The organism is Pseudomonas brassicae (genome assembly GCF_010671725.1).
In the GTDB taxonomy this organism is placed as follows: Bacteria; Pseudomonadota; Gammaproteobacteria; order Pseudomonadales; family Pseudomonadaceae; genus Aquipseudomonas; species Aquipseudomonas brassicae.
In genome coordinates, this window is record NZ_JAAHBU010000329.1 from 1 (window position 1) to 13,617 (window position 13,617).

The window sequence follows — 13,617 nt, forward strand, 5'->3', positions numbered from 1 at the left end:
AAAAGCCGATCAGGCCTTCGAGCTCGCTGCGGTTGCGGTTGGCCACCGGGCTGCCAAAGCGCACGTCGACCTGGCCGGTGTAGCGGTACAGCAAGACGTTGAACGCGGCCAGCAGCACCATGAACAACGAGACGTTGTGCTGCCGGGCAAAGCCGCGCACCTGCTCGGCCAGCTCCGTCTCCAGCGCCAGCGCCAGGCGCTCGCCGTTGAAGCTGGGCGAGGTCGGGCGCGGGTGATCGAGCGGCAGTTCCAGCACCGGGTGATCGTCACCGAGCTTTTCACGCCAGTACGCCAACTGTCGTTCCTGCTCGCCAGCTTCCAGCCAGCGGCGCTGCCACAGGCCGTAGTCGGCGTACTGGATCGGCAGGGCCTCGAACTGCGGCTCCAGGCCCTGGGCATAGGCATCGTAGGCGCGACTGAACTCTTCGATCAGCACGTTCATCGACCAGCCGTCGGACACGATGTGGTGCAAGGTCAGCAGCAACACATGCTCTTGATCAGCCAATGCCAGCAGACGCAGGCGCAGTAGCGGGCCGTGCTCGAGGTCGAACGGGCGCACCGACTCCATCTGTGCTTCGTGCTGCACGCGGCGCTCGCGCGCGTCGGCAGGCAGGTCGGCAAGGTCGACCCGTTCAAGACGCACCGGTTGCGCCAATGGCACCTGGCGCAGGCTGTCGTCGGGCTGGGGCTGGAATACCGTGCGCAGCGCTTCGTGGCGGGCCACCAGCAGGGCAAAGGCGCGCTCCAGCGCAGCGACGTTCAGCGCACCGCTCAGGCGCACCGCCCCCGGCAGGTTGTAGGCGCCACTGTGCGGGTCCATCTGCCACAGAAACCACATGCGCTGCTGGGCATACGATAGCGCCAGGCGATCCGGCGCCTGTACCCCGGCCGGGATTGGAAACTGCGAAAAGTCCAGGCCTTCCTTGCTCAAGGCTTGCAGGAACAGGCTGCGCTTCTCCAACGGCAATTCAATGAAGCGGCAGGCGAGTTGGAGGGACTTTTCAGCATTCATCTGATTGCTTCCGTACACGTTGACTATCGGGGCGAAGGCCCGGCTATCCCTACGAAACGGATACACCACACGAAAAATTAAGCACCCGAGCGCGCCTGTGCGTGCCGGCTAATTCGCCGCGCCGTCGAGCGTCTATAGAACAAACCCGCTGCACAAAGGTCGCTGCCCCATGCCTTCTGCCTCCTCTCTCAGCCAGACCATCACACGTGGCCTGCGCAGGCTCACCGGTTCACAGGCGCCACGCGCCTATCGCCTGTTCGACGTGACCCTCAAACAGCGCATCGAACTCAGCCCGTCGCTGAGCCGGCTGGTGTTCACCGGCCCGCAGGTGGCCCACATGCAGACCCTGGCGGCCGACCAGCGGGTCAAGCTATTGTTCCCCGGCGCCGACGGCAGCCCGCCCAACCTGCCCGACGGCCTGCACTGGAACGAAGCCCGACGGGCGCTGAGCGAGGCCCAGCGCCCGCCCATGCGCACCTACACGATTCGCGCCCTGCGCCGCGAACTGAATGAAGTCGATATCGATTTCGTCATGCACGGCGTCAACGGCCCTGCATCCGCCTGGGCCACCCACGCGTGCAGCGGCGACCGCCTGCAGATCCTCGCCCCCAACCTGGCCTTTGCCGGCGACCCGGGCGGCTATGAATGGAACCCGCCAGCGGGGGTGCGCAACATCCTGCTGGTCGGCGACGAAACGGCGCTGCCGGCCATTGCGGGCATCCTTGAAGGGCTGGCCGAGCAGGCCGACCCGCCGCAGGTTCAGGCCTACATCGAGGTGCCGCTGCAACAGGATTGTCTGGCCCTGCCCTGCAACCCGCATATCACCCTGCACTGGCTACCCCGCGACCAGTCGGGCAGCCAGCAGGGCGATGCCATGCTGCACGCGGTCACGCACCTGGCCGAGCTGCCGGCCACGCGAGCGGCAGCCAGCACGCCGCTGGAAGAAGTGGATATCGAGCGCCAGATCCTGTGGGAGCGCGCCAGCCGCAGCGCGCACGCGTTCTATGCCTGGGTCGCGGGCGAGTCCGGCGCGGTGATGCGGATCCGGCGCTTCCTGATCAACGAGCACGGCCTGGACCGCCGCGCGCTGACGCTGATGGGATATTGGCGCGCAGGGCGCACCCTCGAGTAGAGTTGGCACATCGCCAGCGCTTTGATTTCAAAGGCCACGGGCGGCAGGTCGCAGCCTTTGAAACATTTGCTTGCATTTTTTAATGCAGGATCTTTGCTTCTCATTCGTCCTAACAGTTACCAATGCACCGTTTCGAGCGAGCCCAAGCCCTGACACCCCGTGTTGCCGGGGTGCTCTGGTTGCTCATGCTCATCACACTCCGAATTGAAGTTGCCTGCCCAATGTCGAAAAAATCACGTTCAAAACTCTGGTTTCTGGTTCATAGCTGGCTGACCCTGCCAATCTGGTTCTTTGTGCTGATCGTGTGCTTCACAGGGACACTGGCGGTGGTGAGCCAGGAGATCGTCTGGTTGGCACAACCGGAAATCCGTGCCTCCCAGCCCGACGGCGACCCGCCGCTGCTGAGCCTGGACGAGATCAGAAGCGCGGTAGAACGTGCGCAGCCGGGGGTGTATGTGAGCACCATCATCCGCCCCGACGAGTCGCATTTCGCCCTGAGCGTCAGCGTCACCTACCCCGACACCCGCTCCACCACGCTGTATGTCAACCCGTACACCGGCGTGATCCAGGGCCAGGCGGCACAGTTCAACTTCCAGGCCTTCACCCGCGCCCTGCACGGCTGGTGGCTGGTGCCGTTCACCAATGGTTTCAGCTGGGGCTGGTACCTGGTGTCGTTCCTGGCGCTGCCGATGCTCGCCTCGCTGGTCACCGGCCTGGTGGTGTACAAGCGCTTCTGGAAGGGCTTCCTCAAGCCGACCTTGCGCCTCAAGCACGGCGCCCGAATCTTCTGGGGCGACTTCCACCGGCTGTGTGGCATCTGGTCGATCTGGTTCATCGCGGTGATTTCGATCACCGGCATCTGGTTCCTGATCCAGGCGATCCTGTATGACAACCAGATCTCGATTTCCAGCAACCCGGTACTGCCGGTGATCGCCCGCGAGAACGTGCCCACCTCCGAAGCCGGGCAACCCGCCAAGGTACTGAGCCTGGACGCGGTGGAAAATATCGCCATCAGCAAGATCCCGGGGCTGGATGTCAGCTTCATCAGCCTGCCGAGCAATGCCTACAGCCATGTTTCCGTGGGTGGCCGCAGTTGGTACCCGCTGATGTACCAGACCGCGTCGATCAACCCCTACAGCGGCGAAATCGAAGCCCACGAACTGCTCTCGGACCGCAGCAAGCTGGAGTTCGTCACCGAATCCATGCGCCCGCTGCACACCGGCGACTTCGGCGGTATCTGGATCAAGCTGATCTGGTTCCTGTTCGGCCTGATCCTGAGCATGATGGTGCTCAGCGGCCTGCTGATCTGGACCAAGCGCACCGCCATCGCCACCGCCGCCGCGCTCAAGCGCAGCGAAAAGCCCGCACGCGCCAAGCGCACCGCCGTGGCCACCCCAACCCCTTCGGAGAGCCAGGCATGAGCAGCGCAACCGCCGTACAACCGCCCTCACGCCTGCGCCAGCTGTGGCTGAAATGGCGGTTCCACCTCAATGTGCTGTTGCTGCTGGTGCCGCTGGGCTTCATGCCCAAGTACTTCGCCGACGCGGCCCTGTTCCGCGGTGACGAGGGCCTGGGCGAGCGCGAGATCGGTGACGTCCAGGTAGGGCCCTGGAGCCTGAAACTGGCAGAACTGCGCAATGAGGCACCACGCCAGGACGGCCCCGCCGGCTACATGAAAAGCTTCAATGCGAGCCTCTGCCAAGCCTGCATCCCGCAGGTCAAGGCCACCTACCTGCGGATCGGCAAGCCGCGCAGCCTGCGCGCCGCCGGCGGGATCTTCTTTGGCTCACCGTACCGCATGGGCGCTTCGGTGCCCGTCCCGCAAAAGACCAAACCCGACGCCGAGCTGTGGGTCACCATGGAAGGCTGGGATGGCAGCATGCACCAGGGCTCGGTCCCGCTCAGCAAAGCTTCGCCGAGCACCGTGGCCTGGCTCGAAAAACAAGGAGGCAAACCATGATGCCCGTACCTCACCTGCTGCGCCGCCTGGGCGGCGCTGTACTGCTGGCCGGCGCCGGCGCCTTCAGCAGCCTGGCCCTGGCGCACAACCCGATCTGCGAATGCAAGGCGATCGCCGACGACCAGATCCAGTGCACCGGCGGCTTTTCCGACGGCAGCGGCGCACCCGGTGTGACCCTCGACGTGATCGGCTATGACGAAAGCATCCTGGTGCCCGGCAAGCTGGGCAGCGACTCGACACTGACCTTCAAGCGCCCCGGTGCCGAGTTCTACGTGCTGTTCGACGCAGGCCCCGGGCATGTGGTGGAAATCGACCAGGCCGACATCGAGGCACCATGAACACGCCTACCACGACCCAGACCATCCGCCCGGCCGGTGCCGGCCATGAAACCCTGTACGTGCTACTGTTCTGCGCCCTGGTGCTGCTGGTGGCCGGCAGCGTGGTGATGTGGCACGGCAAGCCGGCCGAGACCGTCCAGGTGGCCGCGCACCAGCTCGACGCCCGCCGCGACTTGAGCGCCGGCGAGCAAGGCGTGTATGCCGACCTGCGGGTGACCCTGGATGAAATCCAGTTGCTCCAGCAGGAGCAACAGACCCTCCCGACACCCGCCGAACTGGACGCCGAAGGCTTCGCCCCATTCGCCCGTGACGCCAGTGCGGTCAGCCGCGGTGGCCACACCTGGCAACTGCTGGAGGGCAAGGCCTACCTGGGGCTCAGCCAGGCCAATGAGGTGGCCGGCTCGTTCCTGATGCGCCTGGGCTCGCAGCCCGACAGCCCGGCCGATATCTGGCTCAACCGCAACGCCGCCCTCACCGCCCCTGCCGACCTTGCCGACGCCGCCCTGAACGCCGCCGGCTGGCAACAGGTGGTCGCGCAATTCGATGCCGGGGTCACTCGCCAGCATCGGCACTGAACCCACGGATTCATTTGAGAGAAGACCGCGTGCCCATGTCTATTTCATCGTTGTTCGTTCGACGCCGGCCGCTGCTGGCCGGCCTGCTCGCCCTGTGCATGCTGCCACTGGCACAGGCCGAAGAGGCCAAGCGCCTGCGCATCGGCATTACCCTGCACCCCTACTACAGCTATGTGGCCAACATCGTCGGCGACAAGGCCGAGGTGGTGCCGCTGATCCCGGCCGGCTTCAACCCGCATGCCTATGAACCGCGCGCCGAAGACATCAAGCGCATCGGCACGCTGGACGTGGTGGTGCTCAACGGCGTCGGCCATGACGACTTTGCCGACCGCATGATCGAAGCCAGCGAAAAGCCCAACGTGGCCACCATCGAGGCCAATGCCAACGTGCCCCTGCTGGCGGCCACCGGCATCGCCGCACGCGGCGCGGGCAAGGTGGTCAACCCACACACCTTCCTCTCGATCAGTGCCTCGATTGCCCAGGTCAACAATATTGCCCGCGAACTGGGCAAGCTCGACCCGGCCAACGCCAAGGCCTACACCGCCACGCCCGCGCCTATGGCAAACGCCTGCGCCAGCTTCGCGCAGAGGCCCTGGCCAAGCTGACCAGCGCGCCCAACGCCGACCTGCGCGTGGCCACCGTGCATGCCGCCTATGACTACCTGCTGCGCGAGTTCGGCCTGGAAGTGACCGCCGTGGTCGAACCCGCCCACGGCATCGAACCCAGCCCCAGCCAGTTGAAGAAGACCATCAACCAGCTGCGCGACCTGGATGTGAAAGTGATCTTCTCGGAGCTCGACTTCCCGTCCACCTACGTCGAGACCATCCAGCGTGAGTCGGGCGTACGCCTCTACCCGCTGTCGCACATCTCCTACGGCGACTACAGCGCCGAGAAGTACGAAAAAGAGATGACCAACAACCTCAACACCGTGGTGCGGGCCATCCAGGAGGCGGGCGCATGACCGCTGCCGAGCACATCGCCCAGGCCACGCGCGGCCCCGGCGTCGAGTTCGACGCCGTCGGCCTGACCCTGGGCCGCACCACGATCCTCGACCAGGTGAGCTTCAACGTGCGCCCCGGCAGCGTGCATGCACTGGTCGGCCCCAACGGCGGCGGCAAGAGTTCGCTGATCAAGACACTGCTGGGGCAGATGCCGCACCACGGCCGCCTGAACCTGCACTGGGCCGGCGCCCCGGGCTGCATCGGCTATGTGCCGCAGGCGCTGGAATTCGACCGTGGCCTGCCGATGACCGTGGACGACTTCATGGCTGCCATGTGCCAGCGTCGCCCCGCCTTCCTGGGGCTGTCGCGCCATTACGCGGCGAGCATTGGCCAGGCCCTGGAACGGGTTGGCATGCAGGACAAGCGCAAGCGGCGCATGGGCGCGCTGTCCGGTGGCGAGCGTCAGCGCGTGCTGCTGGCCCAGGGCCTGATCCCTGCCCCGCACCTGCTGGTGCTGGACGAACCGATGTCGGCACTGGACGAGGCCGGCATCCGCATTTTCGAACAGTTGCTGATCGACTGGCGCGCCAGCGGCACCACCGTGCTGTGGATCGAACACGACCTTGAAGCCGTCAAACGCTTGGCCGACCGCGTGACCGGGCTCAACCGGCGCATCCTGTTCGACGCCGTGCCGGAGCAGGCGCTGAGCCCGGACGCGCTGCTGCAACTGTTTTCCACCCACCCGCGCAGTGCTGGCGCGCGACCGGGAGCCACGCCTGATGAACTATGAAGAGTTTCGCCTGATGATCCAGGGGCTGGCGTCCTCGGGCTACCTGCCCGAAGCGCTGGCCTACGGCTTCGTGGTCAACGCACTGCTCGCCGGCCTGCTGATCGGCCCGGTACTGGGCGGCCTGGGCACGCTGGTGGTGGTCAAGCGCTTCGCGTTCTTCTCCGAAGCGGTGGGCCATGCGGCGCTGACCGGGGTGGCCATCGGCATTCTGCTCGGCGAACCCTATACCGGCCCTTACGGCAGCCTGTTCGGCTACTGCCTGCTGTTCGGCGTACTGCTCAACTACCTGCGCAACCGCACCGGGCTGGCCCCGGACACGCTGATCGGGGTGTTCCTGTCGGTGTCGCTGGCGCTGGGCGCGAGCCTGCTGCTGATCCTTGCCGGCAAGATCAACGTGCACATCCTCGAGAACGTGCTGTTCGGCTCGGTACTGACCGTCAACGGCAACGACCTGCTGGTACTGGCGGTAGTCGGGGCACTGGTGCTGGGCCTGAGCCTGCCGCTGTACAACCGCATCATGCTGGCCAGCTTCAACCCGCAACTGGCAGCGGTACGCGGGGTGGCGGTGAAAACCCTGGACTACCTGTTCGTGGTGCTGGTGACGCTGATCACCGTGGCGGCGGTGAAAGTCATCGGCGCAATCCTGGTCGGCGCCCTGCTGGTGATTCCGGCGGCGGCCGCGCGGCTGCTCAGCCAGTCGCTCAAAGGCTTCTTCTGGAGCTCGGTGCTGATCGCCACGATCAGCACCTTGAGCGGCATCCTGCTGCCGATCGTGTTCGACCTGCCACTGCCATCGGGCGCGGCGATCATCCTGGTCGCCGGCATGGCCTTCGCCCTGGCCGCCATCGCCCGCAGCACCTTGCCCAGCCTGAAAGGGAATATCGGATAATGCAGACATTTCGCCAACTGACCCTGCTACTGGCCCTGAGCGGCGCCTTCAGCGCCAGCGCCTTCGCCGCCCAGAGCAACCGCCCGGTGCAGGTACTGGCCTCGCTGCCGATCACCTATGGCCTGGGGCAACTGCTGCTCGATGGCAGCGAGGTCAAGCTGCAGCGCGCTGCCGCAGCCAACCTGCCCGGCTCGCGCCAGACCGCCTACTTCAGCGGGCGCGGCGCCTCGGCCCTGGAAAAGATGGCAGTCAACGCCGATGCGGTGATCGGGCTGCGTTCGGTGTGGGCGGACGACCCGCTCTACCCCATGGCACGGCGCAGCAATGTTCGCATCGTCGAGGTGGACGCCGCACGGCCAGTGGACGGCGCCTTGCCAGGCATCGCGCTGCAACCCGGCGCGCCCAAGGATGGCCTGAACAGCCAACCCTGGCTGTCGAGCAACAACCTGGGGCGCATGGCGGATGTCACTGCTGCCGACCTGGTACGCCTGGCGCCTGCTGCCAAAGCCAGGATCGACGCGAACCTGGCCACCCTCAAGCAGCAGCTGCTCAAGCTCAGTGCCGACAGCGAGGCACGCCTGGGGCAGCTCGACAACCTGAGCGTGGTGAGTTTGTCCGAGCGTTTTGGCTACCTGATCGGCGGTCTCAATCTTGAACAGGTAGCGTATAGCGCCCCCGCAGATGAGCAGTGGACGCCCGAGGCGCTGCAACAGCTGAGCGCACTGCTCAAGGACAACGACGTCGCGCTGGTGCTGGATCACCGCCAGCCGAGTGAAGCGGTGAAAGCGGCGATCGCCCAGGCCGGCAGCCGCCTGCTGGTACTGGAGGGCAGCGGCGAGCAGCCGTTGAGCGAACTGCAGGGCAGTATCGATCAGGTGATCAAGGCACTTGCCGGGTAACCACGAAAAAGCCCCAGGCCTCTCGGCCTGGGGCTTTTTTTTTGTACCCTGCCTTCTGTGGCGGCCTTCAGAGCCGCAGCAAGGCCGCCGGCAACGCCCGGCTGAAACGACGCATCACCTCATCCACCTGCTCGGCCGTAATGATCAGCGGCGGCAGGAAGCGCACCACACACCCATTGCGCCCTCCCAGCTCGATGATCAGGCCGCGCTTGAGGCACTCGTTCTGGATCAGCGAGGCCAGCGTGCCGAACCCGGGCGGGTGGCCCAGCGCGTCCACTGCACCTTGCGGGTCGACAATCTCCACCCCGAGCATCAGGCCGCGACCGCGGATATCGCCCAGGTGCGGGAAATCACGCTGCAGCACCGCCAGGTGCTCGCACAGGCGCGCGCCATGGCCTGGGCATGGGCCGCCACATCGTGCTGCTTGAGGTAGCGCATGACCGCCGACCCCGCTGCCATGGCCATCTGGTTGCCACGGAACGTCCCGGCATGCGCACCCGGCAACCAGCTGTCCAGCCAGTCGCGGTACACCACCACGGCCAGCGGCAGGCTGCCGCCAATCGCCTTGGACAGCACCACCACGTCGGGCACGATACCGGCGTGTTCAAAGGCGAACATCTTGCCCGTACGCGCAAAGCCGCTCTGGATCTCGTCGACGATCAGCGCCACACCGGCCTGCTCGGTGATCCGCCGCACGCCGCGCAGCCAGTCCAGGTCGGCCGGAATCATGCCCCCTTCGCCCTGCACCACTTCGACAATCACCGCCGCCGGCAATGCCACACCGCCCTCCGGGTCGTTGAGCAGGTTTTCCAGGTAACGCAGGTTGACCTGCACGCCCTGCTCGCCCCCCAACCCGAACGGGCAACGGTAGTCGTACGGGTACGGCAGGAACTGCACGCCGTTGCCCAGCAGTGCGCCCATGGGCTTTTTCGGCCCCAGGCTGCCCATCAGGCTCAGTGCCCCCAGGCTCATGCCGTGGTAGCCGCCCTGGAATGACAGCACCGTGCTGCGCCCGGTGGCGGTGCGTACCAGCTTCAATGCCGCCTCGACCGCGTCGGTGCCGGTGGGGCCACAGAACTGGATCTTCGCCTCGGCGCGCAGCGCCACCGGCAGCAGGCCGAACAGGTCCTGCACGAACTGGTCCTTGACCGGTGTGGTCAGGTCCAGCGTATGCAACGGCAGCTCATCGGCCAGCACCTGCTGGATCGCTTCGATCACCACCGGGTGATTGTGGCCCAGGGCCAAGGTGCCGGCACCCGCCAGGCAATCGATGAACTCGCGGCCCTCGACGTCTTCGACGTAGAGCCCACGGGCGCGCTTGAGCGCCAGCGGGATCCGCCGCGGATAACTGCGCGCATTGGACTCCTGCTGCTTCTGGCGAGCCAGCAATGGCGACTCGTCGAAATGGTAAAGCGTTTCGCCAGGCTCGACGGCTGAAGAAGCCGGCTGTGCCTGGGCAAGGCGGGTAGCGACTGACATCTGAAGTAACCCTCGCAAGCAAGCGGATGACCCCACCACGCGCCGTTTGCCAGCGATGTGTCGGGATGTGTTCTCGCTTGAAAGACGCTTCAACGGCCCGCCGATTTAGCGTGCGCATACCGCTTTAGAGGGTTTTGTACATCAGTTGCAGGTGCAGGCCGTGAAAAACCAGGGGCGGGCGTCGCAGGCGTAGCCCTGGCGCGCGAAAAAACCCAACGCCGAGGCTGTGCTGTAGAGCATCGCGCGCGGGCATCCCCAGCCGCGCAGCGCCTGCTCCAGGTCTTGCACCAACGCCCGCCCGATGCCCCGGCGCCAGTAGCCGGGCTGCACGAAACATTGGCAGACCTCACCGCTGCGCAGCGCCAGCCCGGTGGCCACCGGGCGCCCCTGCCAGCGCCCCAGGTTGAGGTGCAACGCCGGGTCGCCGAGCCAGCGGGCAATTTGCGCCCGCTGCTTGCTGCGCGACCAGGCCTCGATGACTCGCGCCTGGCCCTGATGATCGGCGCCCGCACCCTCGGCAATGGTCTGGCGCATCAACCGCTCGACCACTGCAGCCTCGGCCAGCCTGGCCTTGATGATGCGAATCCGTGCGTCCATGCCTGCCACCTCGCTGCTGCCGGGCACCCACTTTAACGGCGCAAGCACCTGCTGACGAGGCGTACAGGGTTACACCTGATGTACCCGCAACGGCATCTGCAGCAGCACCCGCAGGCCGTCGGCACGGCTGTCGAACTGCAGCGCACAGGCACAGCGCTGCACGATCGCCTGCACGATCGCCAGGCCCAGGCCGCACCCTTCGCTGTGGCCATTGCGCCAGAAACGCTGGGTCACATGTTCGAGGTTCTGCGGGTCGATGCCCGGGCCGTGGTCGCGCACCACAAAAGCCACCCGGTGCGCCTCGAGCTGCACCTGCAGCTCTACCGGCGCACCCGGCGCACTGTGGCGCAAGGCGTTGTCCAGCAGGTTGCGCAGCGCCGCCACCGCCAGGGTCGCGGGCATGTCCGGGTACACCTGGGCGGCGCGTTCCGGCGCCTGCAGCAGGATGCGCCGGTTGTCGCCCAGGCCGGCGTCCTGGATGGCCAGGCGGGCGATCTGCTCGGCGCTGTACGATACCCCATCGTCAAACGACAGGCTGCCCTCCACGCGTGCCAGCAACAGCAACTGCTCCAGGGTCCGGTGCAGGCGGTCGGCACCCTGCTCGGCATGTTCGAGGGCCTGCTCGCGGACCGCACCATCGGTCATGCGCGCACCTGCAGGTGGGTCTTGATCGCGGTCAGCGGGCTGCGCAGCTCGTGGGCTGCATCGCCGGTCAGGCGCCGTTCGCGCTCGATGGTCTGGCCGATGCGCTGGAACAGCTGGTTCTGGGTTTCGAGCAAGGGTTGCAACTCGCTGGGCAAAGCGCGTACCTGCAGGGGCTCCAGCGAATCGGGGCTGCGCTTGCGCAACGCATCACGCATGCGGTTGAGCGGCGCCAAGCCCTTGCCGACACCCAGCCACAGCAGGCCCAGGCTGCCAAGCAGGGCCACCAGCACCGGCGCCGAGGCGGCGAGCAGGATCGAACGATTCAGCGCTTCGCGCTCCAGATGCCGGTCGGCCGTGGTGATTCGCACATCGCCGCGCGCGTAGGTGAAGCTGCGCCACAACGAGCCGTCGATCACCTGGTCATGAAAGCCGCTGCGCTGGTCGTCCAGGGTCTGCTCGGCATGGTTGTGGCTGCGCGCCAGAATCTCGCCGCGCAGCGAACTGACCTGGCACGCCATGCCGTCCGGAATGCTCAACTGGTCGGCACTCAGGCGTGTGCCCTCGCCCTTGCTGGTGAGCGGTTGCGGCAGCTGGTCGATCAAGCCGGCGACCATGCGCGCCGAGGCCACCAGGCGCTGGTCGAGGGAAAACATCATCTGCTGGCGCAGGTCGCGCAGCATCCACGCGGCCGCCAGCGCCCAGATCAGCACGAAGGCAGTGCCCAGAATCAGGCTCAGGCGCAGACGCAGGCTCATGGTTCGCAACCTTGCGGCAGTTGCGCAGGCCCCAGGCGGTAACCCAGGCCACGCACGGTCTCGACGATGCCGTTGCCGAGCTTGCGGCGCAGGTGGTGGATGTGCACGTTCAAGGCGTTGCTTTCGACCTCGTCACTGAAACCGTACACGCTGTCCTTGAGCTGCTCACTGGACAGCACCCGGCCGCGGTTCTGCAACAGCGCCTGAAGCAGTGCCTGCTCGCGCCGCGAGAGGTCTACCGGCTGCCGCCCAAGTGCGCCTCGCAACTGCTCGGGTCAAAGCTCAGCGGGCCATGTTCGATGACGTTCACGCAGCGTCCCGCCACCCGCCGCAGCAGGGTATGCAAGCGTGCGGCCAGCTCGCGCAGGTCGAACGGCTTGAGCAGGTAATCGTCGGCACCGGCCTGCAGGCCGTCGACACGATCGGTCACCGCATCGCGCGCCGTCAGGATCAGCACCGGCAGGCTGTGCCCCTGCTGGCGCAGGCGCTGCAGCAGTTTCAGGCCGTCTTCGTCGGGCAACCCCAGGTCCAGCACCATCACGTCGAAATGTGCGGCCTGCAGCATGGCCCGCGCCGCGCTGGCGCTGGCCACGCGATCGACGGTCAGGCCCTGAGCGCTCAGGCCGGCAATGATGCCACTGGCGATCAGCTCATCGTCCTCACAAAGCAGTACGTGCATGGTCGGGCTCGGTCATTGGCAGAAAGGCCCAGTGGGCCACAGGCGGATTAACCGGGGATTATGCCGTCCCAAGGCGCTCACGTCGCCTGCCGGGCGACGGCTGCCCGGCGGTTAACCGTGGGTTAATCCACAGCGGGCAGGCTTGCAGGCTTATCGCACTGCCAAGGCTTCGACATGCGTGTACTCCTGCTAGCCATGCTGTGGCTGTTCAGTTCGCTGGGCCAGGCCCAGCCGTTTGCCAATCCGTTCGCCCAGAGCGACTTTCTGCCGGTGGACCAGGCCTTCGTGTTCACGCATGAACGCCTGCCCTCGGGCGACATGCGCCTGCACTGGCAGATAAGCGACGGCTACTACCTGTACCAGAAGCGCCTGAAATTCGATGGCCTGGCCGCCGAGGCGCTGCCGGCACTGCCGCCCGCCCTGCCCCACAGCGATGAATACTTCGGCCAGACCCAGGTGTACCGCGGCGCGCTCGAACTGGTGATACCGGCGGCGGCCACGGGCGCGCTGCGCATGGGCTGGCAGGGCTGTGCCGATGCCGGCCTGTGCTACCCCCCGCAAACCAGCCCGGTCGACCTTGGCGGTGCCCGCGCAACCACGGCCCAAGCCGGCGACCAGGCACTGGCCGGCAGCCTGCAGCAGGACACCCTGGCGTGGAGCCTGCTGGCCTTCCTCGGCCTGGGTGTGTTGCTGGCGTTCACCCCCTGCTCGCTGCCGATGCTGCCGATTCTCGCCGGCCTGGTGATGGGCAACGGCGCAGCCCTCGGCGCGGCCTGGCGCTGGCCGGCAGCTACGTGCTGAGCATGGCGCTGGTGTATGCCGCCCTCGGGGTGGTGGCCGCGCTGCTCGGTGCCAGCCTGCAGGCCTGGTTGCAACAACCCTGGCTGCTGGGCAGCCTGGCGGCACTGTTCGTGCTGCTGGCGCTG

12 protein-coding genes and 4 pseudogenes are annotated in these 13,617 nt (G+C 66.4%); 11 read left to right on the plus strand and 5 right to left on the minus strand.

Translation table 11 applies throughout. The features are described 5' to 3' along the window. The coding region (locus tag G3436_RS20635; RefSeq protein WP_243667233.1) for a condensation domain-containing protein at positions 1–1,012 on the minus strand (1,012 nt) is incomplete at its 3' end. Positions 1,013–1,181: 169 nt separating this feature from the next. Here G3436_RS20635 and G3436_RS20640 point away from each other — a divergent pair. The 9 genes and pseudogenes from G3436_RS20640 (at position 1,182) to G3436_RS20680 (ending at position 8,536) form a co-directional block, all read left to right on the plus strand. Further along, positions 1,182–2,144 (plus strand): siderophore-interacting protein, encoded by a 963-nt coding sequence (locus tag G3436_RS20640; RefSeq protein ID WP_163948801.1) that lies wholly within the window; start codon positions 1,182–1,184, stop codon positions 2,142–2,144. A gap of 221 nt (positions 2,145–2,365) precedes the next feature. Further along, the gene (locus G3436_RS20645) at positions 2,366–3,565 is read left to right on the plus strand and encodes a PepSY-associated TM helix domain-containing protein (protein ID WP_163948804.1); all 1,200 of its coding nucleotides are present in this window, start codon (positions 2,366–2,368) and stop codon (positions 3,563–3,565) included. Continuing rightward, complete coding sequence (locus tag G3436_RS20650) at positions 3,562–4,104, plus strand: thiamine pyrophosphate-binding protein (protein ID WP_163948807.1); 543 nt, start codon at positions 3,562–3,564, stop codon at positions 4,102–4,104. The genes G3436_RS20645 and G3436_RS20650 overlap by 4 nt, the downstream gene beginning before the upstream one ends. Then, positions 4,104–4,442: a hypothetical protein gene (locus tag G3436_RS20655; RefSeq protein WP_420801234.1), complete on the plus strand. Its 339-nt coding sequence runs from the start codon at positions 4,104–4,106 to the stop codon at positions 4,440–4,442. The genes G3436_RS20650 and G3436_RS20655 overlap by 1 nt, the downstream gene beginning before the upstream one ends. Further along, on the plus strand, positions 4,439–5,017 hold the full coding sequence (locus tag G3436_RS20660; RefSeq protein WP_163948825.1) for a DUF6162 family protein: 579 nt from the start codon (positions 4,439–4,441) through the stop codon (positions 5,015–5,017). Before G3436_RS20655 ends, G3436_RS20660 begins: the two co-directional genes overlap by 4 nt. Before the next feature lie 98 nt (positions 5,018–5,115). Next, positions 5,116–5,978 (plus strand): annotated as a pseudogene (locus G3436_RS20665) (metal ABC transporter solute-binding protein, Zn/Mn family). Then, positions 5,975–6,748 (plus strand): metal ABC transporter ATP-binding protein, encoded by a 774-nt coding sequence (locus G3436_RS20670; RefSeq protein WP_163948828.1) that lies wholly within the window; start codon positions 5,975–5,977, stop codon positions 6,746–6,748. Before G3436_RS20665 ends, G3436_RS20670 begins: the two are co-directional and overlap by 4 nt. After that, positions 6,738–7,637: a metal ABC transporter permease gene (locus tag G3436_RS20675; protein WP_163948831.1), complete on the plus strand. Its 900-nt coding sequence runs from the start codon at positions 6,738–6,740 to the stop codon at positions 7,635–7,637. Before G3436_RS20670 ends, G3436_RS20675 begins: the two co-directional genes overlap by 11 nt. Next, positions 7,637–8,536, plus strand: a complete 900-nt coding sequence (locus tag G3436_RS20680) for a metal ABC transporter substrate-binding protein (RefSeq protein WP_163948846.1) — start codon at positions 7,637–7,639, stop codon at positions 8,534–8,536. The genes G3436_RS20675 and G3436_RS20680 overlap by 1 nt, the downstream gene beginning before the upstream one ends. Before the next feature lie 67 nt (positions 8,537–8,603). Here G3436_RS20680 and G3436_RS20685 read toward each other — a convergent pair. From G3436_RS20685 to G3436_RS20700, 4 genes and pseudogenes are all read right to left on the minus strand, one after another. Next, positions 8,604–10,015: pseudogene (locus G3436_RS20685) on the minus strand (diaminobutyrate--2-oxoglutarate transaminase). A 141-nt stretch (positions 10,016–10,156) separates the two neighbouring features. After that, on the minus strand, positions 10,157–10,612 hold the full coding sequence (locus tag G3436_RS20690) for a GNAT family N-acetyltransferase (protein WP_163948849.1): 456 nt from the start codon (positions 10,610–10,612) through the stop codon (positions 10,157–10,159). Between the two features lie 69 nt (positions 10,613–10,681). After that, positions 10,682–12,012 (minus strand): annotated as a pseudogene (locus G3436_RS20695) (ATP-binding protein). Continuing rightward, a pseudogene (locus G3436_RS20700) lies at positions 12,009–12,691 on the minus strand (response regulator). The pseudogenes G3436_RS20695 and G3436_RS20700 overlap by 4 nt, the downstream one beginning before the upstream one ends. Positions 12,692–12,865: 174 nt before the next feature. On the opposite strand from G3436_RS20700, the gene G3436_RS20705 reads away from it, so the two are divergent. Continuing rightward, the gene (locus tag G3436_RS20705; RefSeq protein WP_476644175.1) at positions 12,866–13,492 is read left to right on the plus strand and encodes a protein-disulfide reductase DsbD domain-containing protein; all 627 of its coding nucleotides are present in this window, start codon (positions 12,866–12,868) and stop codon (positions 13,490–13,492) included. Continuing rightward, a partial coding sequence (locus tag G3436_RS29235; protein ID WP_476644176.1) for a cytochrome c biogenesis protein CcdA occupies positions 13,396–13,617 on the plus strand: 222 nt, incomplete at its 3' end. The genes G3436_RS20705 and G3436_RS29235, both read left to right, overlap by 97 nt.

Bases quoted from the DNA above. Each gene is read 5' to 3' on its own strand.
- G3436_RS20640 (WP_163948801.1), top strand. From the start codon at position 1,182: ATGCCTTCTGCCTCCTCTCTCAGCCAGACCATCACACGTGGCCTGCGC.
- G3436_RS20645 (WP_163948804.1), top strand. From the start codon at position 2,366: ATGTCGAAAAAATCACGTTCAAAACTCTGGTTTCTGGTTCATAGCTGG.
- G3436_RS20650 (WP_163948807.1), top strand. From the start codon at position 3,562: ATGAGCAGCGCAACCGCCGTACAACCGCCCTCACGCCTGCGCCAGCTG.
- G3436_RS20655 (WP_420801234.1), top strand. From the start codon at position 4,104: ATGCCCGTACCTCACCTGCTGCGCCGCCTGGGCGGCGCTGTACTGCTG.
- G3436_RS20660 (WP_163948825.1), top strand. From the start codon at position 4,439: ATGAACACGCCTACCACGACCCAGACCATCCGCCCGGCCGGTGCCGGC.
- G3436_RS20670 (WP_163948828.1), top strand. From the start codon at position 5,975: ATGACCGCTGCCGAGCACATCGCCCAGGCCACGCGCGGCCCCGGCGTC.
- G3436_RS20675 (WP_163948831.1), top strand. From the start codon at position 6,738: ATGAACTATGAAGAGTTTCGCCTGATGATCCAGGGGCTGGCGTCCTCG.
- G3436_RS20680 (WP_163948846.1), top strand. From the start codon at position 7,637: ATGCAGACATTTCGCCAACTGACCCTGCTACTGGCCCTGAGCGGCGCC.
- G3436_RS20690 (WP_163948849.1), bottom strand. From the start codon at position 10,612: ATGGACGCACGGATTCGCATCATCAAGGCCAGGCTGGCCGAGGCTGCA.
- G3436_RS20705 (WP_476644175.1), top strand. From the start codon at position 12,866: ATGCGTGTACTCCTGCTAGCCATGCTGTGGCTGTTCAGTTCGCTGGGC.